25 protein-coding genes are annotated in these 26,097 nt (G+C 68.6%); 15 read left to right on the top strand and 10 right to left on the bottom strand.

Annotation, left to right across the window (positions count from 1 at the left end; genetic code table 11):
• Window positions 1-9 precede the first annotated feature (9 nt).
• Window positions 10-1,008, top strand: a complete 999-nt coding sequence (locus CBM2594_RS18425) for a tripartite tricarboxylate transporter substrate binding protein (RefSeq protein ID WP_116358260.1) — start codon at window positions 10-12, stop codon at window positions 1,006-1,008.
• A gap of 10 nt (window positions 1,009-1,018) precedes the next feature.
• On the opposite strand, the gene CBM2594_RS18420 is transcribed toward CBM2594_RS18425, so the two are convergent.
• Window positions 1,019-1,927: a LysR family transcriptional regulator gene (locus CBM2594_RS18420; protein WP_116358259.1), complete on the bottom strand. Its 909-nt coding sequence runs from the start codon at window positions 1,925-1,927 to the stop codon at window positions 1,019-1,021.
• Window positions 1,928-2,062: 135 nt separating this feature from the next.
• Between CBM2594_RS18420 and CBM2594_RS18415 the strand changes: the two genes are divergently transcribed.
• From CBM2594_RS18415 to CBM2594_RS18395, 5 genes are all read left to right on the top strand, one after another.
• Entirely contained in the window at window positions 2,063-3,616 is a 1,554-nt protein-coding gene (locus tag CBM2594_RS18415) for an acyl-CoA synthetase (protein WP_116358258.1), read from the top strand.
• Window positions 3,617-3,643: 27 nt separating this feature from the next.
• Window positions 3,644-4,825 carry an acyl-CoA dehydrogenase family protein gene (locus CBM2594_RS18410; protein WP_116358257.1) on the top strand — a complete coding sequence of 394 codons (1,182 nt, stop codon included), beginning with the start codon at window positions 3,644-3,646 and terminating at the stop codon, window positions 4,823-4,825.
• Window positions 4,826-4,902: 77 nt separating this feature from the next.
• Entirely contained in the window at window positions 4,903-5,895 is a 993-nt protein-coding gene (locus tag CBM2594_RS18405; RefSeq protein WP_116358256.1) for a tripartite tricarboxylate transporter substrate binding protein, read from the top strand.
• Window positions 5,896-5,988: 93 nt separating this feature from the next.
• Complete coding sequence (locus CBM2594_RS18400; protein WP_116358255.1) at window positions 5,989-7,083, top strand: CaiB/BaiF CoA transferase family protein; 1,095 nt, start codon at window positions 5,989-5,991, stop codon at window positions 7,081-7,083.
• A 374-nt stretch (window positions 7,084-7,457) separates the two neighbouring features.
• Window positions 7,458-7,643: a DUF1484 family protein gene (locus CBM2594_RS18395; RefSeq protein ID WP_198048170.1), complete on the top strand. Its 186-nt coding sequence runs from the start codon at window positions 7,458-7,460 to the stop codon at window positions 7,641-7,643.
• A 323-nt stretch (window positions 7,644-7,966) separates the two neighbouring features.
• Here the strand turns inward: CBM2594_RS18395 and CBM2594_RS18390 are convergent, their stop codons facing one another.
• From CBM2594_RS18390 to CBM2594_RS18380, 3 genes are all read right to left on the bottom strand, one after another.
• Window positions 7,967-8,668 (bottom strand): DUF899 family protein, encoded by a 702-nt coding sequence (locus CBM2594_RS18390; protein ID WP_116358253.1) that lies wholly within the window; start codon window positions 8,666-8,668, stop codon window positions 7,967-7,969.
• Window positions 8,669-8,871: 203 nt separating this feature from the next.
• Window positions 8,872-9,312 (bottom strand): YciI family protein, encoded by a 441-nt coding sequence (locus CBM2594_RS18385; protein ID WP_116358252.1) that lies wholly within the window; start codon window positions 9,310-9,312, stop codon window positions 8,872-8,874.
• 96 nt (window positions 9,313-9,408) lie between these two features.
• Entirely contained in the window at window positions 9,409-9,591 is a 183-nt protein-coding gene (locus CBM2594_RS18380) for a hypothetical protein (protein WP_147310430.1), read from the bottom strand.
• Between the two features lie 395 nt (window positions 9,592-9,986).
• Here CBM2594_RS18380 and CBM2594_RS18375 point away from each other — a divergent pair, with 395 nt between their 5' ends.
• Window positions 9,987-10,382 (top strand): hypothetical protein, encoded by a 396-nt coding sequence (locus tag CBM2594_RS18375; protein ID WP_232346667.1) that lies wholly within the window; start codon window positions 9,987-9,989, stop codon window positions 10,380-10,382.
• 27 nt (window positions 10,383-10,409) lie between these two features.
• Here CBM2594_RS18375 and CBM2594_RS18370 read toward each other — a convergent pair whose 3' ends face one another.
• A complete protein-coding gene (locus tag CBM2594_RS18370; RefSeq protein ID WP_116358250.1) occupies window positions 10,410-11,381 on the bottom strand; it encodes a GlxA family transcriptional regulator in 972 nt (323 codons plus the stop codon).
• Window positions 11,382-11,590: 209 nt separating this feature from the next.
• Here CBM2594_RS18370 and CBM2594_RS18365 point away from each other — a divergent pair, with 209 nt between their 5' ends.
• Window positions 11,591-12,199, top strand: coding sequence for a cysteine hydrolase family protein (locus tag CBM2594_RS18365; RefSeq protein WP_116358249.1), 609 nt, complete (start codon window positions 11,591-11,593; stop codon window positions 12,197-12,199).
• A 127-nt stretch (window positions 12,200-12,326) separates the two neighbouring features.
• Here the strand turns inward: CBM2594_RS18365 and CBM2594_RS18360 are convergent, their stop codons facing one another.
• The 5 genes from CBM2594_RS18360 to gtdA all read right to left on the bottom strand — a co-directional run bounded on the left by CBM2594_RS18360 (window position 12,327) and on the right by gtdA (window position 17,525).
• Entirely contained in the window at window positions 12,327-13,667 is a 1,341-nt protein-coding gene (locus CBM2594_RS18360; protein WP_116358248.1) for an MFS transporter, read from the bottom strand.
• A 108-nt stretch (window positions 13,668-13,775) separates the two neighbouring features.
• On the bottom strand, window positions 13,776-14,990 hold the full coding sequence (locus tag CBM2594_RS18355) for a 3-hydroxybenzoate 6-monooxygenase (protein WP_116358247.1): 1,215 nt from the start codon (window positions 14,988-14,990) through the stop codon (window positions 13,776-13,778).
• 28 nt (window positions 14,991-15,018) lie between these two features.
• On the bottom strand, window positions 15,019-15,660 hold the full coding sequence (gene maiA / locus CBM2594_RS18350; RefSeq protein WP_116358246.1) for a maleylacetoacetate isomerase: 642 nt from the start codon (window positions 15,658-15,660) through the stop codon (window positions 15,019-15,021).
• A gap of 28 nt (window positions 15,661-15,688) precedes the next feature.
• A complete protein-coding gene (locus tag CBM2594_RS18345) occupies window positions 15,689-16,387 on the bottom strand; it encodes a fumarylacetoacetate hydrolase family protein (protein ID WP_116358245.1) in 699 nt (232 codons plus the stop codon).
• Window positions 16,388-16,478: 91 nt separating this feature from the next.
• The gene (gtdA, locus tag CBM2594_RS18340) at window positions 16,479-17,525 is read right to left on the bottom strand and encodes a gentisate 1,2-dioxygenase (RefSeq protein WP_116358244.1); all 1,047 of its coding nucleotides are present in this window, start codon (window positions 17,523-17,525) and stop codon (window positions 16,479-16,481) included.
• 178 nt (window positions 17,526-17,703) lie between these two features.
• Between gtdA and CBM2594_RS18335 the strand changes: the two genes are divergently transcribed.
• The 7 genes from CBM2594_RS18335 to CBM2594_RS18305 all read left to right on the top strand — a co-directional run bounded on the left by CBM2594_RS18335 (window position 17,704) and on the right by CBM2594_RS18305 (window position 26,097).
• Window positions 17,704-18,645, top strand: a complete 942-nt coding sequence (locus CBM2594_RS18335) for a LysR family transcriptional regulator (protein WP_116358243.1) — start codon at window positions 17,704-17,706, stop codon at window positions 18,643-18,645.
• A gap of 43 nt (window positions 18,646-18,688) precedes the next feature.
• Complete coding sequence (locus CBM2594_RS18330; RefSeq protein ID WP_116358242.1) at window positions 18,689-19,711, top strand: AraC family transcriptional regulator; 1,023 nt, start codon at window positions 18,689-18,691, stop codon at window positions 19,709-19,711.
• 203 nt (window positions 19,712-19,914) lie between these two features.
• Complete coding sequence (locus CBM2594_RS18325) at window positions 19,915-20,745, top strand: SDR family NAD(P)-dependent oxidoreductase (RefSeq protein ID WP_116358241.1); 831 nt, start codon at window positions 19,915-19,917, stop codon at window positions 20,743-20,745.
• Window positions 20,746-20,800: 55 nt separating this feature from the next.
• Window positions 20,801-22,039, top strand: a complete 1,239-nt coding sequence (locus CBM2594_RS18320; RefSeq protein ID WP_116358240.1) for a thiolase family protein — start codon at window positions 20,801-20,803, stop codon at window positions 22,037-22,039.
• 35 nt (window positions 22,040-22,074) lie between these two features.
• A complete protein-coding gene (locus CBM2594_RS18315; RefSeq protein ID WP_116358239.1) occupies window positions 22,075-23,451 on the top strand; it encodes a spinster family MFS transporter in 1,377 nt (458 codons plus the stop codon).
• A 67-nt stretch (window positions 23,452-23,518) separates the two neighbouring features.
• Window positions 23,519-25,075: a class I adenylate-forming enzyme family protein gene (locus tag CBM2594_RS18310; RefSeq protein ID WP_198048169.1), complete on the top strand. Its 1,557-nt coding sequence runs from the start codon at window positions 23,519-23,521 to the stop codon at window positions 25,073-25,075.
• Between the two features lie 116 nt (window positions 25,076-25,191).
• A complete protein-coding gene (locus CBM2594_RS18305) occupies window positions 25,192-26,097 on the top strand; it encodes a YihY/virulence factor BrkB family protein (protein WP_116358237.1) in 906 nt (301 codons plus the stop codon).

The following is a 26,097-nucleotide window of genomic DNA, read 5'->3' as shown; positions in this document are numbered from 1 at the left end:
GAGACCACCATGCAACAGGCTTTCCGTTCCCGCCGCCGCTTCCTCGGACTGGCCCCGGCCGCGCTGGCGCTGCTGGGCGCAGCCACGCCGGCGGCGCGCGCGGCCGATGCCGACGCCTTTCCGGCCCGGCCGATCCGCTTTATCGTGCCCTTCCCCTCGGGCAGCGGCACCGATACCACCGCGCGCATGTTCGCCAAGAAGATCGGCGAGCTGACCGGCCAGGGCGTGGTGGTGGAGAACAAGCCCGGCGGCAACGGCTTTATCGGCGTGCAGACCGCGCTGAACGCGCCGCCCGACGGCTACACCGTCTTTATCGGCAGCAATTCCACGCTGTCGACCAATGCCGCCACCTTCCGCAAGCTGCCGTATGACCCGCTGACCGACTTTGCGCCGATCACGCTGCTGTCGCGCGGCCCGTGCGTGATCATCGTGCCGTCCGGCTCGCCCTACCGCACCCTGTCCGATTTGCTGGACGACGCGCGCAAGCGTCCCGGCGCGCTCAACTACGGCTCGGGTTCGATCTCCTACACGCTCTATTCGGAATGGCTCAACGAGCTGGCCCGCATCAAGACCACGGCGGTGCCGTACAAGGGCGCGGGCGATGCCATCAACGGCGTGATGGCGGCCAATGTCGACTTCGCCGTGGTCGACGCCACCGGCGCGATCGAACTGGCCCGCGGCGGCAAGGTGCGCGCGCTGGCCTACACCGCGCCGCAGCGCTCGCCGCTGCTGCCGGACGTGCCGTCCATCGTCGAAGCCGGCCTGCCGGACTTCCTGGCCTACAACTGGGTGGCGGCAGCGGTGTCGGCCAGAACTCCGCCCGCCGTGGTGAAGCGGCTGCAGGACCTGTTCCTGCAGGCCGGCAACGCCCCGGATGTGCGCGACTACTACACGCGCCAGTCGACCAAGCTGATCCTGTCGTCGCCCGCCGAGATGCGCCAATACCAGAAGGACGAGATCCAGCGCTGGAAGCGGCTGGCCGCGGTGGCGAAGATCCCGCTGCAGTAGCCGCGCGCGCCTAGCGCCGCGCCGGCGCGCCGCTGTGTTCGCGCAGCAGCACCGCCAGGCGCTGCGCCAGCGGCGACAGGTACGCGCCCTCGCGCGTGACCACGCCGATGCGCCGGCGCAGGTCCAGTTCCTCCACGCCCAGCGGCAGCGCGCGCAGGCCGTACTGCATGCTGTCGCCGCCGGCATTGGCGATGCTCAGCATCTGCGTGCCCTGCATCAGCGCGAACAGCGAAGTGCTGCCGAAATCGATCTCGATGCGCGGCGTGGGCGCGGGCAGGCCGCGCTGGCGGAACGCCGCGTCGACCTTCTGGCGCAGCGTGATATGCCCTTCGGGCAGCAGCCATTCCTGCTCCGCCAGGTCGGCCAGCCGCAGCTTGCGCCGCCGCAGCAACAGGTGGCCCTGGTCGGCCACCACCACCAGCCGGTCGTCGAACAGCGGCTGTACCGCAAAGGTATCTGCCAGCGGCCCGGACGGGGTCGGCGCCACCGCCATGTCCAGCTCGCCGGCCGCCAGCAGGTCCAGCAGGTCGCGCGCCAGCCGGCGGCGCAACCGCAGCCGCGCGACCGGGCGCTCGCGCACCAGCTGCTGGCAGGCGCCCAGGATCACGCTGCCCGGGATCGACGGCGAATAGCCCACGCGCAGCATGCCCTGCTCGCCGGTGCGGATGCCCAGCATCTCCTTGATGCCGTCCTGGTACTCCAGCTGGATGCGCCGCGCGCGCTCGAGGAAGCGGGTGCCGGCGTAGGTGGCGGCCATGCCGTTGGCGGTGCGCTCGAACAGCGGCAGCCCCGCCTGCGCCTCGACCCGCTGCACCGCCTTGGTCAGCGCCGGCTGGCTGATCCCCAGCGCATCGGCCGCCCGGCCGATACCGCCGTGCGCCGCCACGGCGAGGATGTACTCGATATCCCGCGTCTCCATTGCCTCACATTCCCGACGGTTATGGCTTTATAGCCAACGCGTCATTGTGGTGATGCCCGCCATCTTACAGACTACAGCCCACCAGCACACCACCGGGCGTGCCAAAGCACCAATTCCAGCCTTTACGGAGACAGCATGGGTTTCGCGTATTTCCTGCGCCGCGCCGCGCGTTACTGGGGCGACCAGCCCGCCATCCTCTACCAGGACCAGGTGGTGACCTATCGCCAGCTCGACGAGCGCTCGACACGGCTGGCCAATGCGCTGCTGGCGCTGGGCCTGCGTCCCGGCGACCGCGTCGCGGTGCAGTCGCGCAACCGGCCGGAACTGGTCGAACTGGAATGCGCGCTGTACAAGACCGGCCTGGTCAAGGCCGCGCTCAACCCGCGCTTTACCGCGGCCGAGGCCAGCGACGTGGTCGAGAACTGCAGCCCGCGCGTGCTGATCGCCGGCCCGGGCTACACCGGCTATGGCCGCACCACGGCCGGCTTCGGCAGCGTCGAGACCTTTATCGCCATCGGCGCGGCGCCGGCGGGCTATGTCGAATACGAGGCGCTGCTGGCCAATGCCGGCACCACGCCGCCCGACATCACCCCGGCGGCCGACGACCTGGCCGTGCTGCATTTCTCGTCGGGCTCCACCGGCAAGATCAAGGCCGCCATGCAGAGCTACGGCAACCGCATGGCGGCACTGCGCAAGATGGTGTCCGGCATGGACCGGCCCGCCCGCCCCGGCGACCGGCTGGCGCTGATCGGCCCGGTCACGCACGCGTCCGGCATGCTGATGCAGCCCTACCTGTATGTGGGCGCAACGCTGGTGCTGTTCGAGAAATTCGAGCCGGCGCACTTCCTGGCCGAAGTCGCGCGGCTGCGCATCACCCATGTGTTCATGGTGCCGGCCATGATCAACATGCTGCTGGCCGAGCCCACGCTGGCGCAGGCCGACCTGTCCAGCCTGAAGACGCTGGCCTACGGCGCCGCGCCGATGGCGCCGGCGCGCATCCGCGAGGCCTGGGAGCGCATCGGCCCGATCCTGTCGCAGGGCTACGGCGCCAGTGAATCGACCTCGGGCGTCACGCGCCTGTCGACCGCCGACCATGCCGAGGCCATCGCCCACCACCCCGAGCGCCTGGCCTCTTGCGGCCGCGCGCTGGGCGAGACCGAAGTGCGCGTGGTCGACGAGCAAGGCAACGAAGTCGCCGTGGGCGAGATCGGCGAACTGGTGATCCGCGGCGAAGACGTGTTCCAGGGCTACTGGAACGAACCCGCGCTGACGCGCGAGGCCCTGGTCGACGGCTGGCTGCATACCGGCGACATGGCGCGCGTGGACGAGGCCGGCTACCTGTACCTGGTCGACCGCAAGAAGGACATGATCATCTCCGGCGGTTTCAACGTCTACCCGACCGAGGTCGAAGCCACGCTGTACCAGCACCCCGACGTGCTGGAGGCCTGCGTCATCAGCGTGCCGGACGACACCTGGGGTGAAAGCGTCAAGGCCGTGGTCACGCTGCGCCCCGGGCGCGAAGCCACCGCGCAGCAGCTGATCGCGCACTGCCGCGAGCGCATTGCCGACTACAAGTCGCCGCGCTCGGTCGACTTCGTCGCCGAGCTGCCCAAGAACGCCAGCGGCAAGCTGGCCCGCAAGATCGTGCGCGAACGCTACTGGCAAGGCGTCGGACGCCGCGTCAACTGAAACCAGAACCGGACCGAGGAAACCGCCATGTTCGACCACCTGACCAACCCCGTGCTGCGGGAAACGCGCGCCGGCATCGCCCGCTTTGTCGATGAAGAGCTGCGCCCGCTCGAACACGAACTCGGCCTGGGTGCCGAAGACCCGTGGCCGCGCGAGACCCTGCGCCAGGTCTGGCGCCGCTCCAGCGAACTGGGCTTCTACGCCGCCTGCCTGCCCACCGCGCTGGGCGGCAAGGGCCTGAACATCCAGGAACAATGCGCGCTCAAGGCCGACCTGGCCGCCAGCGGCTCGACGCTGGCCGCGCATGTGCTGGGCGACCTGGGCGGCCCGCCGCGCGTGGGCAATATGCTGAAGTACGCCACGCCGGAGCAGCTCGAGCGGTATTTCAAGCCGGTGATCCGCGGCGAGAAATCGACCTGCTTCGCGCTCACGGAAACGCATTCCGGCTCCGATGCACAGAGCATCAAGACCTCGGCCGTGGCCGATGGCGATGACCTGGTCATCAACGGCGGCAAGCACTACATCAGCGGCGCGCCCTTCGCCGACTTTGCCATCGTCATGTGCGTGACCGACGCCGCCGCCACGCCGCCGGCCATCACCGCGGTGCTGGTCGACCTGGACCTGCCCGGCGTGACCGTCACCAACGAGTACGTGCCGATGTCCGGCCAGCATATCGACGGCGACATCCGCTTCGACAACGTGCGCGTGCCGCGCGCCAACATCTTCGGCGGCGACGGCAACGGCTTCAAGCTGGGCATGTCGCGCATCAACGTGAACCGCCTGCTGCACTGCCCCAGCATGCTCGGACTGGCCGCGCGGGCCTATCAATCGTCGGTCGAATACGCCGGCCAGCGCCGCCAGTTCGGCGGCCCGATCGCGCGCTTCCAGGCGATCCAGCACATGCTGGCCGACATGGCCGCGGCGCTGTGGGCCTGCGAAAGCATGATCGCGCACACCGCCGCGCTGGCCGATGCCGGCGCCGACCTGCGCATGAAGGCCGCGGCGTGCAAGCTCTTTGTCTCGGAGCGCTGCTTCGAGGTAGCGGACAAGGCCGTGCAGATCCACGGCAATGTCGGCGTCACGCGCGGCCATCCGGTCGAGCAGACCTTCCGCAAGCTGCGCATGTTCCGCATCTTCACCGGCACCAGCGAGATCCAGCGCAACACCATCGCGCGGGCTATCCTGGAACCGCTGCAGCAGAAGGCCTGACCGTGCCGGCGGCACGGTCGCCGCCGGCATCCGGATCGCGCACACAGCACAATACGACAAGACCACGGAGACCAAGCATGAACCGCCGAAACTGGCTTGCCACCGCCGGCGCCGCCGCGCTGGGCAGCCTGCTGCTGCCGGCCCGCGCCGCCCGCGCCGCAGCCCCCTACCCCAGCCGCCCGATCCGGCTGATCGTGCCGTTTATCGCCGGCAGCACGCCGGACAACGTGGCGCGCACGCTGTCGGCCGAGCTGGGCAAGAAACTCGGCCAGCCGCTGGTGGTCGAGAACATGCCCGGCGCCGGCGGCATCATCGGCGCCATCGCGCTGCGCCGCGCCGCGCCCGATGGCTACACGCTGGGCATCCTGGCTAACACCCACGTCATCAACGTGCACATGTATCGCAAGATGCCGTTTGACCCGGCGCACGACTTCACGGCGATCACGGCGCTGTCGGGCGGGCCGTCGGCGCTGGTGGTGCCGCTGTCCTCGCCCTACAAGAGCGCCGCCGAGCTGGTCGCGGCGATGAAGAAGGAGCCGGGCAAGTTCAACTACGGCTCCGGCGGCAAGGGCAGCATCGCCCATCTGGCTGTGGAAACCATGCTGCACCAGACCGGCTGCGACGCCGTGCATATTCCCTACAAGGGCGCGCCGGAAATCATCACCTCGATGCTGACCGGGCAAACCCAGTTCGGCATGCCGGTGCTGGGCACCGCGACGCAGTACGTGCGCAACAACCAGGTCCGGGTGCTGGCCGTCACCGCCGCCGCGCGTTCCCCGTTTTTTCCCGACGTGCCGACCATGGCCGAAGCGCTGCCGCCGGGCTTTGTCATCGACAACTGGAGCGGCCTGTTCGCCCCGGCCAATTTCCCGGCCGAGCTGGCGCAGAAGCTGCACGCCGCGGTGCGCGAGCTGCAGACAGCCGGCGTGTTCGACGCCCAGCTCAAGGCCAACGCTGGCGAACTGCGCCGCAGCGCCTCGCCGGCGCAATTCGGCACCATGGTGGCCAGCGACAACGCGCGCTACGGCGACCTGATGAAGTCGATCGGCATGACCGGCGACCTGGGCTGATCACACTGCGCTGATCACACTGCCCTGACCCACGCCGCACGCCATTGCTGCGCGTGCGGCGCTTGTTTTTACTCCTTCTGCCAGAGGCTCCGCATGAAACCAGCATGGTCCTGCCTGAACGACGTCACCATCATCGACGTCAGCCAGTTGCTGCCCGGCCCGCACGCCTGCAGCCTGTTGCGCCAGCTGGGCGCGGATGTGATCAAGGTCGAGCAGCCCGGCAGCGGCGACACCGCGCGGCAACTGGGCGCGCATGTGTATGCGCAGTTCAATCGCGGCAAGCGCTCGGTGGCGCTGGACCTGAAGACCGACGCCGGCCGCGCGGCCTTCCTGGACCTGGTGCGCGAAGCCGACGCCGTGGTCGAAGGCTTCCGCCCCGGGGTGATGGCACGCCTGGGCCTGGGCTACGACGCGCTGGCGGCCGTCAACCCGGCCATCGTGCTGTGCTCCGTCTCCGGCTTCGGCCAGACCGGCCCGTACGCCAGCCACGCCGGGCATGACCTCAACTACCTGGCGCTGGCCGGCTACTGGGCCACGCCGGTGCAGGTGCACGATGCGGTCTCGCGCCCGCGCGTGCGCGTGTCGGACTACGCCGCCTCCGGCTATGCCGCGTTGTCGCTCGCCGTGGCGATCATGAGCGCGCGCCAGCACGGGCAGGGGCAACATCTCGACGTATCCATCCACGATGCCATGCTGTCGTGGACCGCGCATGGCGCCTGGACCGCGCGCGCGCATGAAGCCTCGCCGCATGCATCGCCCACGGTGATGCCGGAAAACGACTTGTTCGAGACGCGCGACGGCCGCCACCTGGCGATGGGCATCCTGGAGAACAAGTTCTGGGACAACCTGTGCGCGGCGCTGGGCGACGCGTTCCCGGCCCTGCGCGATCCGCGCTTCGCCACGCGTGCCGCGCGCAGCGGGCACAAGGTGGAGGTCAATGACCTGATGGCGGCGGTGTTCCGGACGCGGGATCTGGCTGAGTGGGAAGCGTTCTTCGCGACGCTCGATATTCCGTTCTCGCCGGTGCTGGGGGCCGGCGAGCTGTTCGAGGATGCGCATGTGCGGGCGCGGGGGGTGGTGCGGCACGTGCCTGGCGGGATTGCCGTGGACTTTCCGGTGAAGTTTTCGTTGGGGTTGCCGGAGGGGGAGGATTTTGTGGCGGGGGTCGGGGAGCACAATCAGCGGTAGCGACGAGGGACGCGGCCTTTCAGCACTCGGCGATTTCCCTCACACCCGCATTTGCGGCAAGCTTCGCCCGCCTGTTCGAAATGCGACAACTCTTATCGCTTGCCTGACTCTGGAAGGGAATACTGGGATCGTCATCGGGTTGCCGGTGACCGGGCGTGGAAACCCGCGGGGTAGATCAAGGACAGGCGTTGTGCTTTCACACGGCAACGCCTGTGCTCGCATGGACAGGTTTGCTTCCATGGCGGGCCGAGCGAGGCAGCCGCAAGGCTGACCGGGTTCTTCCTTGATCTCGCCGGGTTTCCACCCTCGCTGTCTGGCCCGCCTCCCCTCGCTTTCAGTTGCGTGGGTGTGGCTTAACCTGAAAGGAGTCAATCATGACGGTCGATGCGATCGAAGCCAACGTGTGTCTCAATGAAGTGCGTGCCGGGATAGAAGGCGTGCTGGTATTGCTGGAGCAGCAGAGCGTGCGCTCGGACGCTTGCTTCAGTGCGCTCTGTCTGCTCGAGCTGGTGAAGGCGAAGCTGGATGCGTTGCTGGCCGAGGGGCCGGTGGCTGTTTAGCTGGCGGCGCTTGGTTGCTTACCTTCCCGGGGACCTTCGCTAAGCCTTTGATCTGGTTGGTGCCACCAAAGAATCAAAGACCACCGTCATTCCCGCGAAAGCGGGAACCCGGCGACTTCAAGAAGCGCTTGCGCTTCAAAGACACTGGGTCCCCGCCTACGCGGGGACGACGTGTCGGTGACTGGAAGCAAGTCGGCATGGCCAGCGTGCGGGCTACGCTCCCGCAAGCGGGAGAGGTGAGAAAACAGGCGGAAGGCGCCGCCATACGGGCTGGCTCGCGATAGCGGCCATGCGACCGCTGCGATGTATCCAGCCACAAATGCCTACTTGCGATACTCCAACTCCGGATACCAGTCCCCCCGCCCCTCCGGCGTCGTATCCAGCAACGTCCACAACGGATCCAGATCCGGCGCCCCGCGCGGATCCTGCCCCGGGTCCACCGTCAGCGCATACATCTCGCTGCTCCAGAAATGCCGCACCTTGCCATCGCGCCGCGTAAAGACCGTATACCCCGGTTCGTCAGCATCCTCGGCGCTGACGTAGTCGCGCGTGAAGTCGCCGTCGACGTCCGCATACACCTTCAGCTTCTTCCACCCGCGCTCCTGCTTCGCCGCCACCAGGCGGTCGATCGGCGAGCGCGCCACCATGGCCAGCGCCACGCGCTGTTCGATGTCGGGAACCTTGTGGTCCCACGACGCCATGATCGACGTGCACATCGGACAAGGCCGCTGCCGCTGCGGTCCGAACATATAGCTGTAGACCACCAGCGTGTCCTTGTCGGCGAACAGGTCTTCGAGCGTGACCGGCCCGTGTTCCCCTTCAAAGGTATATCGTTTGGTCACCTCGCCGCCGGGCGGCAAGGCGCGGCGCTGTGCGGCCACGCGTTCGATGTGCCGCCGCAATTCGATTTCCTCGGCCAGCAACGCGTTGCGCGCTTCGCGGTACGCTGCGCTTTCATTCGGGAAGTGGACGGGATTCTGCCGGGCCAGTTCGGTCGACGGGACCAGCTTTGCCGTGGTGTTCATGTCAGTCCTCCTGGAGATGGCGGGCGATGCGCAGCCCTCGCCATGCGGCCATGACCGCTACATGCGCCTGTCCTGGTTCGTTCGCCCGCGGCGCGAATCGTTCCGGCGCGATGGCTGGATGTACGCCTCGCTTCGCCGCATCCAGCACAAACGGCGGTTCACACTTGCGTGTGAACCGCCGTCTCCCTGGGCGTCAAACCCACTTAGCCTTGCTGAGCTTTGGCTGCGCGCGCGGCCTGCTCGCGCAGCCGCTCTTCCTGCTCCCGGAGTTCCGGCGTCAGTTCCGCGCCAAAATCCTCGAACTCGAACAATGGCCGGATCTCGATGTCGGATTCGCCTTCCATGGGATTGGGACAGCGCTTGACCCATTCCACCGCTTCATCCATCGACTTGACCTGCCACAGCCAGAATCCGGCGACGAGTTCTTCCGGGTGCGCAAAGGGCCCATCGGTCACGGTACGCTGGCTGCCCGCGAAGCGCACGCGCTTGCCCTTGCTGCTCGGGTGCAGGCCTTCGCCCGCCAGCATGATGCCGGCCTTGACCAGTTCTTCATTGAAGTTGCCCATTGCTGCCAGCAATTCGGTGCCGGGCATCTTGCCCGCTTCCGAATCGCTGGTTGCCTTGACGATCACCATAACGCGCATCGATTTGTCTCCTCAGGTGCGTGAGTGGCGACATGCGCGCCGGGCGGCGCGCTCCATGCCCGGGCGGGCGCGTCGCACACCGGTCCAGCATAGACGTTATTGCTGCATCGACCAGGATGAGCGTCGGCGCAGATCTTCCTGTCCCGGCTGGCGCGGCGGCTTGCCGAGATCGTCGTCGTGCCGGGGCGGAAGCTGCTCTTCGCTTTCGCGCGAGGGATCGGCCGGCGGCACCTCGGGTACGTTCGGCCCTTCATCCGGCCGTGGAATTTGATGTGCCATGATGCCCTCCTGCTTGCCAAGTACGACACCCTGACGATGCAACCGCCATGCCAACCCGCGCCGCGCGGTTTTGTGCGCGCGAACGATCGCGTGCGCCGCGCGGCCATGCGCCGGCAGGGGCGCCGCGCAATCTCGGCGCGCAAATCTGCCTGACTTTGTAATGCGGCACGCGGGTGCCGTCTCGACCGGCAGCCCGTGACGCCGCGTCCGGCATGGCGTAGAAGTGGGTTGCGCCAACCGCCGTCCCCCGGCACGAAAGGTGCACCGCCATCCCGTGGCGCGCCGGGCCAGCCCCGTGCGCCCTGGATACTTCAACGCGGAGGCGCACCATGGAACAGACGGAAACGACAAGCACGCCCACCAGCACATCAGGCATGCGGCAGCAGGAGACACGCATGTCTTCGACATCCGGTTCGGATACGCGCGGCGGCGCGACGTGGCGCGACACGTCGGCACGATCGTCGGCATCGCAAGACCTGGCGCGCGAGCTCGACCGGCTGCTCGAGCGCCTGCCCACGTTGTCCGGCGATAACCTCGAACAGGCCAAGACCGAATTCATCGAGCTCGCCGCCAGGTCGGGCAGCGCGGCGACGGAGCTCGCGGCGAAGTCGGCGGACGTGGCCCGGCGCGTGAAAGGACGCGTCCAGAGCGAGTGGGAAACCGGCCTCGAGCGGACCGAATCGTTCGTCCATGCCAACCCCATGCGTGCACTGGCAATGGCGCTGGGGATCGGCGTGGTGCTGGGTGCGCGGTTGTTCGGCGCGTCGCACCGGCATCACCGCGACCTGTGAGCCGGCTGCTGCGGTGAATCTGCCGGCTCAGCCGGCCCGCTGGCGCGGTGCCGCGTTGCCGAACTGCTTGCGGTAGGCCGATGGCGACACCGCGAGCGCCTGGGTGAAGTGCTGGCGCAGCGAAACCGCCGACCCGAACCCGACCAGCTCGGCGACCAGGTCGACGCCCTTATCGGTCGTCTCCAGCAGGCGCCGCGCCGCCGTCAGCCGGTGGTTCAGCAGCCACTGCGTGACCGTGGTGCCGGTCTTCTCCTTGAAGCGCCGCGTGAAATTGCGCCGGCTCATGCCGGCCTTCTCGGCCAGCGTATCCAGCGTCAGCGGCTCGGCCAGGTGCGCGATGGCCCAGTCCAGCGTCAGGCTGAGACGGTCGGCGCCGTCCGCCTGCGGCAACGGGTGCTCGATGTATTGCGCCTGGCCGCCATGCCGGTGCGGCGCCACCACCATGCGGCGCGCCATGCGGTTGGCAACCTCGGCGCCATGGTCGCGCCGCACCAGGTGCAGGCAGCAGTCCAGCGCGGCGGCGGTGCCGGCCGAAGTCAGGATCTCGCCATCGTCGATATAGAGCGAATCGCGGTCGAGCCGCACGCGCGGGTAGCGTTGCGCGAAATCATCGGCCCAGGCCCAGTGGGTCGCTGCGGTGCGGCCGTCCAGCAGCCCCGCCTCGGCCACCACGAAGGTGCCCAGGCACAGGCCGGCAATGCGCGCCCCGCGCGCGCTGGCGCGCCGCAGCGCATCGAGCAGCGCCTGCGGCGCGGGCTCGGCCGGGTCGCGCCACGCCGGCATGATCACGGTGTCGGCCTGCTCCAGCACGGACAGGTCGTGTTCGACCTCGATGCGGAATCCTGACATGGTCGCCATCAGGCCGGGCGTCTCGCCGCAGATCAGCAGCCGGTAGCGCGGCACGCCCAGGCGGTCCAGGTCGTCGCCAAAGACGATGCAGGGCACGGACAGGTGGAAGGGGCTGATGCCTTCGAAGGCAATCACCGCGACGGTGTGCATCGCAATCTCGCTGGGTTGGGATGGTGGGGGCGAAGCAACATGGCCGGGTTGGCCAGCTTTGGCCCGATTCTATCGCATGTTGTCCATCGGGCCACTTCCGGCGATGCCGGCGGCGCCGGAAACTACGCTCCATGCCGCGCCTGCGGCGAACCCGGCAGCCGCCACGCCAGCGGCACCGCCCCCTTTTTTCCCTGTCGACGAGGACCACCATGCCCCACCCGACCCTGCGCAAGATCGCCGGCGCGCCGGCCCGCACCGCCATCGAAGCCGCCAGCACCGCCGTGCTGGTGATCGATTTCCAGAACGAGTATTTCAGCGGCAAGCTGCCGATTCCGGATGGCCCGGGCGCCCTCGGCAACGCGCGGCGCCTGGTCGACCACGCCGACGCCGCCGGCATGCCCGTGTTCCACATCCAGCACGTCACGCCTGCCGGTAGCCCGGTGTTCGCGGAACAAGGCCCCACCGTGGCCTTCCACGGCGACCTGCAGCCGGCCCCGCATCACACCGTGCTGCAAAAGACCTCGGTCAGCGCCTTCCCGACCACCGACCTGGACCAGCGGCTCAAGGCGGCCGGCATCAAGACCCTGATCATCACCGGCCTGATGACCCACGCCTGCGTCACCGGCGCGGCGCGCGACGCGGTGCCGCTGGGCTATGGCGTGATCGTGGCGGCGGATGCCTGCGCCACGCGCGACCTGGATACCGCGGCCGGCACGGTCCCGCACCAGGACCTGCACCGCGCCGCGCTGGCCGCGATCGACGATACCTTCGGCGACATCCTGACGACCGAGCAGGTGCTGAAGCTGCCGCTGGCCTGAGCGACGGCGGGCGGGCCACGCCCAGGGGCTAATGCCGTTCAATTGACCACTGTCGTTCCCGCGCAGGCGGGAATGACGATAGTGTTTGATGCCTGAACTGAACGGCATGACAGCGCGGGGGCAGACTTCAAACCGCCAGCCGCGGTTGCGGCCGTTCCCGCCTGACCACGCCCAGCGAGAACATCGACAGCCCCGCAATCAGCGCCGGCACGCCGATCCACGCGAACAGCGCCGGCATGCCCAGCCCCAGCGACAGCATGGTGGCCCCGCCGACCGATCCCACCACCGAGCCCATCCGGCCCACGCCGTTGGCCCAGCTGACCCCGGTGGCGCGACAGTCGGTCGGATAGAAGCTGGCCGACAGCGCATTGGCGCCCACCTGCGAGCCCGAGATGCAGAAGCCCGCGACAAACACCGCCACGCCCGCGGCCACCGGCTCGGCGGCGACGCTGCCCACCGCGGCAATGCCCAGCGCCGCCAGCGCGTAGCTGGTGGCCAGCACGTGGTGCGGGTTGAACCGGTCCATCAGCCAACCCAGCGCGATCGCGCCGACCGTGCCGCCGACCTGGAACATGGTCGTCACCAGCGCCGCGGTGCGCAGCGAATGGCCGGTGCCGCGCAGCAGCGTCGGCAGCCAGCTGGAAAGCAGGTAGATCACCAGCAGGCTCATGAAGAAGGTCAGCCAGAACAGCAGCGTGCCGCGCAGCAGTTCGGGGCGGAACAGGTGCCGCACCGGCGAGCTGGCGGCGCGCTGCTCGCTGACCGCGAAGGTGGCGCTGCGCAGGTCTTCATGCGGCGCGATCTTCTGCAGCGTGGCGACGATGCGCTCGCGCGACTTGCCGGTCATCACCAGGTAGCGCACCGATTCCGGCAGCAGCCAGACCAGCGCCAGCGCCAGCAGCAGCGGCAGCACGCCGCCTGCCACCAGCACCGAGCGCCAGCCGAAGGCGTCGATCAGCCCGGCCGAGGCCAGACCACCCAGCGCCGACCCCAGCGTGAAGCCGCAGAACATGGTGGTGACCAGGAACGAGCGGCGCTTGTCCGGGCAGAACTCTGAGGTCAGCGTGATCGCATTGGGCATCGCCCCGCCAAGCCCCAGGCCGGTCACGAAGCGCAGCAGCACCAGCGTCCACAGGTCCGGCGACCACGCCGACGCCAGGCTGGCCGCGCCGAAGCACAGCACCGACAGCACCAGCACGCTCTTGCGGCCGTACCGGTCGGCCAGCGGGCCGAACAGGAAGGCACCGGCCATCAGGCCGCCAAGGCCGGCGCCGAACAGCGGCGCCAGCTGCGCCGGCGTCAGCTGCCATTCGGCACGGATGGCGGGCGCGATAAAGCCGATTGCAGCGGTATCGAAGCCGTCGACGGCGACGATCAGGAAGCACAGCACGACGATGGTCACCTGGAACGCCGACAGCGGCTGGCGGTCGATGAACGCGGTGACGTTGAGCGGTTGGCTGGCAGGCATGGTGTCTCCTCCTTGTTGCCAGGATCAGGGGCGCATGGAAGCTGGCGGCTGCATGGGCCGCCTGCTTGGGGTCGGGTTCTTGCAGGCGAAGGCGCCGCGTTCAGCGGCCTACAGCCACGGCGTCGGGCTCAGGCACTTGTCCGCGCGCCAGCCGTGCAGCCACTGCAGCGCGTCGTAGAACTGCGGCTGCGTGCGGCCGGTCCACAGGCTGTTGCGCACCAGGCGGTCGACGCCCTTGGCGTGGTAGACCCGGCCCATGTCGCGCGCGCCGTAGAGCACGCGCGCGGTGCGCGGGATGCGGGCCTGCTCGTACAGCTGGAAGGCCGCGGCGTAGTCGCCCTGCGCGGCTTGCACCGCCGCGCCCAGCGTGACGGCATCTTCCAGCGCCTGGCACGCGCCCTGCGCCACGTACTGCGTCATCGGGTGCGCGGCATCGCCGAGGATGGTGGCGCGGCCGAGGCTCCAGCGCTCTACCGGGTCGCGGTCGGCGGTGGCCCAGCGCTTCCACGAGGTCGGGCGGTCCAGCATCTGGTGCGGCAGCGGGTGGATGCCCGCGAAGTACGACAGCACCTCTTCCTTGCTGCCGTCGCGCACGCCCCAGCTTTCCTGCTCGCGGCTGTGGAAGGTCACCACCAGGTTGTACTGCTGGCCGCCGCGCAGCGGGTAGTGCACCAGGTGGCAGTTGGGGCCCGCCCACACCACCGGGGCATTGACCTGCAGGTCCTGCGGCATGTTGGCCACGTCGACCACGGCGCGGTAGACCACGTGGCCGGTCACGCGCGCCTCGTCGCCGACCAGCGCCTGGCGGATCGCGGACTTGACGCCGTCGCAGCCGACCACCGCGTCGCCGCGATGGTGGTTGCCGTGCTGGTCGACCACCGTCACGCCCGCGCCGTCCTGCAGCAGTTGCTGCACGCGCGTGCTGGTGCGCAGCGTGATCAGCGGATGGTCCTGCACGGCTTCCAGGATCGACAGGTGGATATCGGCGCGATGGATCACGCCATACGGATTGCCGAAGCGCTCGCGATACGGCTGCCCGACATCGACCTGCGCGATCACGCTGGTGTCGATCGCATCGCGCAGGCTGAGGAAGTCGGTAAAGACCGCGCGGCCGCGCGCGGCTTCGCCCACGCCGAGCGCGTCCAGCGCGGCAAAGGCGTTGGCGGCGAGCTGGATGCCGGCGCCGATTTCTCCGATCTGCTCGGCCTGCTCCAGCAGCTCGATGCGGATGCCCTGGCGTGCCAGCGCCAGCGCCGCGGCCAGGCCGCCGATGCCGCCGCCGATAATCAGGACCTTGCCGGTCGCGTTATGGGTACTGCTCATGTCTTGTCTCCTCGGCCTGCGCGATGCGTCAGGCGGTGTAGTCGGGCTGGCGCGCGGGCGCCGCCTGGGCGAAGGCGGGATGGGCGCTGGCATGGGCGTAGACTTCCATCGCGCGCTCGTAGCGGCCCAGGTCGCAGCCCATGCGCAGCGCGTTGGCGACCTGCGGCACCAGCGTGACGTCAGCGAGCGTGGGCGCATCGCCGAAGCACCACCTGCCATGTCCGTGCCGCGCAAGCAGTCGCTCCACGCCGGCCATCCCTTCATCGATCCAGTGCCGGTACCAGGCATCCTTCTGCCCGGGCGTAACCTGCAGCACGTCCTGCAGGTAGCGCAGCACGCGCAGGTTGTTGATTGGGTGGATATCGCAGCCGATCAGCAGCGACAGCTCCAGCACGCGGGCGCGCTGCGCAGGATCCTGCGGCAGCAGGCGCGGCTCGGGATGGCGCGCGTCCAGGTAGTCGATGATCGCCAGCGACTGGCCCAGCATGAATTCGCCATCGACCAGCGCGGGCACGGCAGCCGACGGGTTGATGCCATCGACATACTCCGCCTCGCGGTGCTGGCCGGTGCGGATATTGACCGGCAGGTAGTCGTACGGCAGGCCCTTGAGGGCCAGCGCGATGCGCACGCGGTAGGAAGTCGAGCTGTTGAAGAAACTGTAGAGCTGCATGGTTTCGGCTTGGCTGTGCTTGTCGGGTTCAGACCACGCGCACGGTCAGTTCGCCCAGGCCGTCGACGCCGGTGGCCATGGTGTCGCCGGCCTTGACCGGGCCCACGCCCTCGGGCGTGCCGGTGAAGATGACGTCGCCCGGTTCCAGGCGGAAGAACTGCGACAGGTATGCCACCGTCTCGGCCACCGACCAGATCAGGTGCGACACATCGCTGCGCTGCCTGGTTGCGCCATTGACCGTCAGCCAGATCCCGGCCTGCTGCGGATGGCCGATCTCGCTGGCGCGGTGGATCGGGCCAACCGGCGCCGACGCGTCGAAGGCCTTGCCGATTTCCCACGGGCGGCCCATTTCGCGCATCTTCATTTGCAGGTCGCGGCGGGTCATGTCGAGGCCGACGGCGTAGCCCCACACGTGTTCGAGCGCCTGTTCGACAGCGATATCCGAGCCGCCCTTGCCGATCACCGCCACCAGCTCGGCCTCGTAGTGGTAGTTCTGCGTCTGCGCCGGGTACGGCAGCTCGAGCGTGGTGCCGGCCTGCACCGGGACGATGGCGTCGGCCGGCTTGCAGAAGAAGAACGGCGGTTCGCGCTCGGGATCGAAGCCCATTTCGCGGGCGTGGGAGGCGTAGTTGCGGCCCACGCAGTAGACGCGGCGCACGGCGAACTGGTCATCGCTGCCGGCAACGGGGATGGCAACGGTGGCGGGAGGCGTGAAGACGTAGGACATGGTCGGGGCTTCCGGTGATTGATCGGGTGAGCGCCGGCACGGCGGTGCCGGCTGGCACCGCGCGCGCGGCGGCTTGGGGGGGTGGCCGGGCTCAGGTGCGCGCTTCGCGCAGCAGGTTCAGCGCGGACAGCACCGGCCGGTCGGAATAGCTGAACAGCACGGCGTCTTCCAGCGCGCCGAGCTGCACCGGCGCCCACGACGGCGCCACGAACACATCGCGCGGCTCGAACTGGAACTGCGCATCGCCGATGCGCACGGTGCCGCGCCCTTCCACCACGCTGTACACGGTGGCGTCGGTGCTGCGGTAGGTCTTGCCCTGGAACCCTGCCGGCAGGTATTGCATGAAGGTGGCGATGGTCGGCATCGGCCAGCCGCCGGTGGCGGGGTTGACGTAGCGCAGCTTGACGCCGTCCCACGGATCGAGCTCGCCGTTGCGGTAGAGCTGGTCCAGCGCCTCGCGCGAACGGGCATAGGGGTAGCTGAACACCGGCGAGGTGGGATCGGTCACGCGATGCCGCACCGGCACCATGTTGTGGCCGAAGCGGGCAAAGCTGTCGCCCTCGGCGCGGGTCACCGGCTGCTGCGACTCGGGATAGTTCTCGGCAAAGCCGGCGTCGAACTGCTGCACCATCGGAATGTCCAGCCCGTCGAGCCACACCACCGGCTCGCCGCCGTCTGCGACGCTGGGGTTGCCATGGTCATGCCAGGTCCACGACGGCGTGATGATGAAATCGTCGGGATGCATGATGGCGCGCTCGCCGTTGACGGCGGTCCAGGCACCCTTGCCTTCGACGATAAAGCGCAGCGCGGACTGGGTATGGCGGTGGCTGGGCGCGATCTCGCCCGGCAGGATCAGCTGCAGCCCGGCGTACAGCGTCGAGGTGATGCTGGACTTGCCCGGGATGCCGGGGTTCTCCAGCACCAGCACGCGGCGCACCGCTTCCTCGGCGCTGATGACGCTGCCGGCCTGCATCACCAGCGGGCGGATCTGCGCGTACTTCCAGATCGCGGGAACGATCTGCGGCCGCGGCTGCGGCGGCACCAGCGCGTGCAGCGACTCCCACAGCGGGGTCATGTGGCTGCGGCCGATTTCTTCGTAGTAGGCCAGGCGGGCCGGGTCAGGGGTGTGTTCGGACATGCTGTCTCCGTAACTTTGGTTGCGCGTACGTTGGGGAGCGCCTTTTGCGGGTGCCTGACTGGTTGCGCACCGTCTGTTGTTGTCTGGATGTCGTCTGGTTGTCGTTATACGCCGCGGGCTATAAGATAAGAAATGAAGTTTTCATCTTATCGATACGATTTACCGTATAGGTCGCCCGATGGATTGGACCCACAGACTGCGCCTGCGCAACCTGCAAATGCTGCTGAGCCTGGCCGAGACCGGCAACATGAGCCAGTCCGCCGCCATGCTGAACACCACCCAGCCCGGCCTTTCCAAGTGGCTGAAGGACCTTGAGGACGATATCGGCCTGCCCCTGTTCGAGCGCCAGGCGCGCGGGCTGCGGCCGACGCCGTACGGGGAATCGCTGATCGAGCACGCGCGCCGGATCGAGGCCCAGCTCGATACCGCGCGCGACGACCTGCAGGCCATGCGCGACGGCGGCAGCGGCATCGTGGTGGTGGGCACCTCGGGCGCGTCGGCGGCCGACACCGTGCCGCTGGCCGCGCTGCAGCTGATGCAGCGCATGCCGCGCGCCAGCGTGCGGCTGCTGGAAACCACCATGGACCGGCTCATGACCCAGCTCGCGCGCAGCGAACTCGATATCGTGGTGGGCCGCTCTGCCCCCGAACTGCAGGACGCGCAGATCCGCACCGAATCGCTCTACATGGAGCCGATCCACTTCGTCGCCCGCCCGCGCCATCCGCTGCTGCAGGCCGCGCGCATCGGCTGGGACGACCTGTACCGCTACCGCTGGGTGGTCTGGCCGCGCGGCACGCCGATCCGCAACGCGCTGGAAGGCGCCCTGGCCAGCGCCGAGCGGGCCTTGCCGGCGGACTGCGTCGAGAGCAATTCCACGGTGCTGAACCTGACCCTGTTCAACAACAGCGACATGGTCGGGCTGGCCTCGCACCGCACCGCGCGGCGGCTGGAAGAACTGGGCGCGCTGCGCATCGTGCCGTTGCGGCTGGCCGGCTTCGGTTCGGTGTCGATGTACTGGCGCGACGACGGCAAGTCGCGCACGGCGGTGGCGGCCATGCTGGATTGCCTGCGGCAGGCGGCCGGAGCGCCGCGGGAGGCGGCGCAGGCGACACCAACCTGAAGGCGACGTTGCGCCAGCGCATGTCTTTGATACCGGATCCGCCATGACCACGTTGCGTCCCCTCCGCCCGCCTGTCACCGTCTCGATCGCCTTCGTTCACGGCTTGCTGTCTGGGCTGCGCCAGCGCGGCATCGCACCGGATCAATGGCTGCAGCACGCCGGCATCGACCCCGCCCTGCTGGATCGTCCTGAAGCGCGCGTCGGCGCCGACCAGTACATTGCCCTGGTGGCGGCGCTGACCGAATCCATGGACGACGAGTTCGTCGGGCTGCTGTCGCGGCCGCTGAGCCGCGGCACCCTGAACCTGGCGATGCGGTCGCTGCTTGGCTGCGCCACCATCGAGTCGTCGCTGCGCCGCTTTTGCAAGGCGAGCAGCCTGCTGCAGGACGACGTCGGCCTGTCACTGGTCAGCCGGGCCGAGCAGACCGGGATACGCGTCGACATCCCGCCCGAGTTCTATCCCGGGCGCGCCTTCCTTCACGAGGCCATGCTGCGCGTCCTGCTGCGGCTGGGGCTCTGGCTCAGCAACGGCAGGCTGCGCGCGCGCGAATTCAGCTTTGCCATCCCCAGCCCGGCGCACGCCGCCGAGTACGGCACGGTGTTCCCCGCCAGCGTGTGTTTCGAACAGCCGTTCACCGCCATCTGGTTCGACACGGCCGCGCTGCAGGCGCCGATGTGCCGCGACATCGCCGCGCTGCGCGAGTTCATGGCGCGTTCCACCGCAACCGTGGTCCTGCTGGAAGGCAGCGACCGCGCGATCAGTGCGCGCGTGCGCGCCTGCCTGGAGAGCGCCCGCCCGCGCTGGCTCGACCAGTCCGAAGTCGCCGAGCGCCTGCACATGTCGGCGCGAACGCTGCAACGCCATCTGGTCAGCGAGGGGACATCGTTCCAGCTGGTCAAGGACCAGCTGCGCCGCGACCTGGCGATTGCGCGGCTGATGACCACCCGCCTGCCGCTGGCCCAGCTTGCCGAGGACCTGGGCTTTTCCGACAGCGCGACCTTCCAGCGCGCGTTCAAGGCCTGGACCGGCAAGGCCCCGGCCGCCTACCGACGCATGGCGCCGTAGCCTCGTCACCACCGCACGGCCACCGTTCCATCAAGTCTCGGGGCCGGCTACGGCACGCGGCTCGCGCCGCTCATGCCAGGTTGTCCGAAATTGCCATGCCGGCGACGCAATCCGCGCTGTTGGCGCCGAAAAGGCAGGACTAAGATCGCCAGCACAGGCACTCAAGGCCTGGCCCTGGAACACGATCACAAGGAGTCCCCCGCATGGCAGGCACCCTCGACGGCAAAGTGGCGCTGATCACCGGCTCCGGCCGCGGCATCGGCCGCGCGATCGCGCTGCGCTTCGCGCGGGAAGGCGCCCGCGTGGTCGTCAATGACCTCGACGCCGGCCCGGCCGAGGCGGTCGTCAGCGAAATCCTCGCTGCCGGCGGGCAGGCGGTGGCCTGCGTCGGCAGCGTCACCGCAACCGGCTTCGGCGAACGCTTCATCGGCACCGCCATGGCGTCCTACGGCGGCATCGACATCATCGTCAACAACGCCGGCTACACGTGGGAGAACGTGATCCAGAAGATCACCGACGAACAGTGGTACGCCATCATCGATTGCCACCTGACCGCGCCGTTCCGCATCCTGCGCGCCGCGCAGCCGGTCATCCGAGACCTCGTCAAGGCCGAGACCGCGGCCGGCCGCCGGGTGATGCGCCGCGTGATCAATATCTCGTCCGTGGCAGGCGTGTGGGGCACGGCGGGCAGCGCCAACTATGCCGCGGCCAAGGCCGGCGTGATCGGGCTGACCAAGACCCTGGCCAAGGAGTGGGGCCGGCTGAATACCACCGTCAACGCGGTTGCGTTCGGGCTGATCCAGACACGGCTGACCGTCAGCGCGGCGCAGCAACGCACCGAACAGATCGAAGGCCGCGACATCAAGGTCGGCGTCAATCCGGATCTGCTGGCCGCGGCCGAGCAAGCCATACCGCTGGGGCGCGCCGGCAGCCCCGACGAGGCAGCGGGCGCGGTGTACCTGTTCGCGATTCCCGACGCGGACTACGTCAGCGGGCAACTGCTGCTGTGCACCGGCGGCCTGACCCACGGCTGAGCACCACCGCAACGGCTGCCCCGGCAAGGCAGGACACTGATCCGAAGGAAAGCACATGACAAGCAACACGGTATTCGTCGCCGGCGTCGGCATGACGCCGTTCGGCCGGCATATGGACAAGAGCATCCGGGAACTGACCCGCGACGCAGTACAGGCAGCGCTCGCCGACGCGCAGGCCGCGCCGGCATGGCTGCAGGGCGCCTTTTTCGCCAACTCCACGCAGGGCCACATGGACGGGCAGCACATGATCCGCGGCCAGCTGGCGCTGGGCGACATCGGCGGGGTCCCGGTCGTCAACGTCGAGAACGCGTGCGCGAGCGCCAGCACCGCCTTCCACCTGGCCGTGAACTACGTGCGCGCCGGCGCCGCCGACATCGTGCTGGCGGTCGGGGCCGAGAAGATGTACTCGGCCGACAAGGCGCGCAGCTTCAGCGCGTTCGACGGCGCCTGGGACGTGCACGACACCGAGGCCGGCAAGGCGCGGCTGCTCGCCATGGGGCGCGGCATCGAGCCGCCGCCCGGCAGCATGTCGACCCGGCCCTACAGTGTGTTCATGGATATCTATGCGGCGATGGGCCGGCTGCATATGCGCCGCTACGGCACCACGCAGCGCCAGTTCGCCGCCGTGTCGGCGAAGAACCATGCGCACTCGGTGCACAACCCGCTCGCGCAGTATCGCGACGCCTACACGGTTGAGCAAATCCTCGCCGCGGCGCCGATCACCTATCCGCTGACGCTGCCGATGTGCTCGCCGATCAGCGACGGCGCCGCGGCGGCCATCGTCTGCAGCGAAGCCGGGCTGGCCCGGCTCGGTACCGCACGCCAGCGCGCGGTGCGCGTGCTGGCCTCGGTGCTGCAGACCGGCAGCGACCGGCCGGCCGATGCACTGGAGCGCCACCTGGTGCGGCTTGGGGCGGCCAAAGCCTACGAACAGGCCGGGGTCGGCCCCGAGGACATCAGCGTGGCCGAGGTGCACGACGCCACCGCGATCGGCGAAATCCTCCAGTCCGAGGTGCTCGGGCTGTGCCCGCCCGGCGAGGGCGGGCCGCGGGCCGAACGCGGCGAGACGCGCATTGGCGGACGCATCCCGATCAATCCTTCCGGCGGCCTGGAATCGAAGGGGCACCCGATCGGCGCCACGGGACTCGGCCAGATCTTCGAGCTGGTGGCGCAGTTGCGCGGCGAGGCCGGTGCCAGGCAGGTAGAAGGTGCGCGCATCGCCATCGCGGAGAACGGCGGCGGCCTGCGCGGCGTGGAAGAGGCGGTGGCCTGCATCACGCTGCTCGGACGCTGAGGCCCCTGACATACAGTGAGAGTGAGACAACGACAATGGAAAACAAACAAGCAAGCAATGCCTGGCGCATCCTGATCCTGCTATTCCTGGCCAACCTCTTCAACTTCTTCGACCGCGCCATCCCGGCGGTGGTCGCGGAGCCGATCCGCAAGGAATGGGGCCTGAGCGACGTGCAGCTGGGGCTGGTGTTCTCGGCCTTCACCATCGTCTACGCGGTCGCCGGCCTGCCGCTGGGCCGGCTGGCCGATACCGGATCGAGACGGCACATCATGGGCTGGGGGCTGGCCGCGTGGAGCGCGTTCACCGGCGCGACCGGGGCGGCATGGAACTACGCGTCGTTCTTCGCCATGCGGCTGCTGGTAGGCGTGGGCGAAGCGAGCTATGCGCCAGCCGCGACGTCGATGATCGGCGACCTGTTTCCGGCGAACAAGCGCTCGCGCGCGATGGGCATCTTCATGCTCGGCCTGCCGATCGGGCTGGTGCTTGCGTTCTTCACCATCGGCGCGATGGTCAAGGCGTTCGGCAGCTGGCGCGCTCCGTTCTTTATCGCGATGGTGCCGGGCTTGCTGCTCGCGGTATTCATCTTCTTCGTCAGGGAGCCGGCGCGCGGCGCCGCCGAAAGCACTCGGGTCGCCGGGCACAGGGTTGAGCGCCCCTTGCGCGCGATCCTGCGTATCCCGACCATGTGGCCGCTCATCATTGCCGGGGTCACGCTGAACATGGCGGCCTATGCGGCCAACAGCTTCCTGGTGCCGCTGATCCAGCGCTACTTCCAGTTGCCGCTGCAGACCGCCGCGGTCGCGACCGGGGTGATCGTCGGGGTATCGGGGCTGGTCGGCCTTACCGTCGGCGGCAGCGTTGCCGACAAGATGCACCAGATCAACGAACGGGCCAGGCTGATCTATGGCGCGGCAAGCATGTTCGGCGCGGCGGCGCTGACCTGGTTCGCGCTGAAGGCGGGCGTCGGCGAATTCACCGCCTTCGTCGCACTGTTCGCGCTCGGCTGGCTGCTGCAGTACAACTTCTACACCTCGGTCTACCCGGCGCTGCAGGACGTGATCGAGCCGCGGCTGCGCGCCACCGCGATGGCGGTGTTGTTCGCGGCGCTGTACGTGCTGGGCGGCTCGCTAGGCCCGCTGGTGGTGGGTTCGCTGTCCGACCACGGCGCGCAGGCCGCGATGGCAGCGGCCGGCGCCAGCCAGATGACCGACCACTTCAAGGGCATCGGCTTGCACAATGCGATGGTGCTGGTTCCGGTGGCCTTGCTCATCACCGGCCTTGCCCTGCTGGCCGCGACGCGCACCTTCGCGGCCGATGCGGCCGCGATGCGGCGCGGGCTGCAGGGTGCCGATGCCCCGCCGGAGCCAGTGGCGGCGACGACCATCGCCCCGTCGACGACTGCCCGAACCTGACCGATCCCCAAAGCCTTGCCGCCATCCCTTGGCGGCAAGCCAGTTATCCTCCTGGAAAGTGCAAATCATGCGCCTTGCCGACTACTTCGATTCCGCCGTCTCCCGCCACCCGAACGACATTGCCTTCGTTGACGGACCGGCCAGTGTCTCCTTCGCCGAGGCCCAGCGCTTCGTGCATGCGGCCGCGCACGCACTGGCCGCCGCCCCCGGCCTGCGCCCGGGCTGCCACCTGGCCATCTACGCGCCGAACGACTGGCGCATCCTCGCGCTGCAGATCGCAGCCAATTGCGCCGGCATGGCCTGGGTTGCGGTGCATACGCGCAACGCGGTCGAGACCAACATCGCGGTGCTCGATTACGCCGATTGCGAAGTGGTGCTGTTCCACAGCGCCTACGAGCAGGCCGTGCCGGCGCTGAAGGCCGGCCTGCCGCGCGTGAAGCGCTTTGTCTGCATCGATGCGCCGTCCGAACACGGCGAACACCTGGACACGTGGATCGCCCCGTACAGGGACCGGAAATTCATCCGGGGCGCCGAGGATCCCGACCAGACCGCGCTGGTGCAGCCAACCGGCGGCACCACCGGCCCCTCCAAGGGCGCGGTGCACACCAACCGCTCCCTCGAGATGGGCCTGATCGCCGTCTTCGACACATTGCAGATGGGCCCCGATACCCGCGTGCTGGCGGCCGCGCCGCTGACCCACGCCGCATGCCTGGTTTCGCTCGCCGCCGCGATCCGCGGCGGCTGCTCGGTGGTGATGCCGTCGTTCGATGCCAGGACCACGCTGGCGGCCATCGAGCGCGAGCGCATCACGCACCTGATCCTGCCGCCGACCGTGGTCTACGCGCTGCTCGCCGAGCCGTCGATCGCATCGACCGACCTGTCATCGCTGCGCTGCCTCACGGTCAGCTCGGCACCCATCGCGCCTGAAAAGCTCAAGGAGGCGGTGCGCCGCTTCGGCCCGGTCGTCCATGAGGTGTACGGGCAGAGCGAATGCCTGTTCCCGGTCATCGCCAAGCGTCCGCAGGACTATGTGATGGCCGACGGCAGCTTTGACGAGACCGCGCTGCGGTCGGCGGGCAAGAGCAGCACGTACGCCTGCGTCGAGATCATGGATGACGACGGCAACCTGGTCGCGCCTGGCGTGCGCGGCGAGATCGTGCTGCGTTCTACGATGGTGATGCAGGGTTATTACAAGCGCCCCGAAGACACCGCCCAGGCCTGTGAATTCGGCTGGCACCACACCACGGACATCGGCGTCAAGGACGAACGCGGTTTCATCACGATCGTCGATCGCAAGAAAGACATGATCGTCAGCGGCGGGTTCAATATCTTCCCGGCCGAGATCGAAGCCGTGATCTGCTCGCACCCCGCGGTGCAGGATTGTGCCGTGATCGGCGTGCCTGACGAGAAATGGGGCGAGGCGGTCAAGGCGGTGGTGCAGTTCAAGCCGGGCCGGCAAGCCACCGGCGAAGAGCTGATCGAACTGTGCAAGCGCGAGCTGGGCAGCATGAAGGCGCCGAAGTCGGTCGAGGCCTGGGTCGAGTTGCCGCGCAGCGCCGTGGGCAAGATCCTGAAGCGCGATATCCGGGACAAGTTCTGGCAAGGCCAGTGGCGCTCGGTCTGAAGCGGCAACGATGTCTTCCGCGTTTCCGGGAAAGTGGCCAGTGTCTTCCACGAACGCTGACATCGGGAGGCCCGCCGACGCATAATGTCGGCTCCTGCCTTCTCCGGTGCCCGCCCATGCAGCTTCCCGACGCCCGCGTCCGCGACCTGCTCCGCCACCCGGGCCGCTTCCTGTGGCATACGCTGGTCCAGTTCCGCGCCAACCAGGGCCTGCTGCTGGCCGGCGCGGTGGCGTACTACGCGCTGCTGTCGATCGTGCCGCTGCTGATCCTGATGGTGATCGGCTTGTCGCACGTGATCGACCCGCAGTTGCTGCTGTCGACGCTGGCGCGCTATCTGGAGTGGGTGGTGCCGGGACAGTCGCGCGCGCTGGTGCCGGAGCTGGCGTCGTTCCTGCAGAGCCGCGCCACGGTCGGCTGGGTGCTGCTGGGCACCATGCTGTTCTTCAGCTCGCTGGCGTTCACGGTATTGGAGAACGCCATGTCGGTGATCTTCGTCCATCGCGTGGAGATCCGGCGCCGGCATTTCCTGATCTCGGCGGTGCTGCCCTACTGCTATATCGCGGTGCTGAGCATCGGGCTGCTGCTGGTGACGGTGGTCTCCGGCAGGCTGATCGCCATCGGCGAGCATCACCTGGAAGTGCTGGGGCATGACTGGTCGCTCGACCGGCTTTCCACCACCCTGCTCTACCTGCTGGGCTTCCTGGGCGAGGTGCTGATGCTGACCTCGATCTACATGGTGATGCCGGTGGGCCGGCTGTCGCTGCGCCATGCCTTGTGCGGCGCGGTGCTGGCCGCGGTGCTGTGGGAGATCTCGCGCCATCTGCTGGTGTGGTACTTCACCACGTTGTCGCAGGTGGGGCGGGTCTATGGCTCGCTGACCACGGCGATCGTGGTGCTGCTCAGCCTGGAGATTGCCGCGACCTTGCTGCTGCTGGGCGCGCAGGTGATTGCGGAGTTCGAGCGCGGCACCTGGCACAAGGCGCGCGAACGCGGGGGCCAGGCCGAGGAATTTCATACCTGA

Origin of the sequence: Cupriavidus taiwanensis, assembly GCF_900249755.1 — a bacterium.
Taxonomy (GTDB): domain Bacteria; phylum Pseudomonadota; class Gammaproteobacteria; order Burkholderiales; family Burkholderiaceae; genus Cupriavidus; species Cupriavidus taiwanensis_D.
This window is presented reverse-complemented; position numbering and strand designations above follow the sequence as displayed.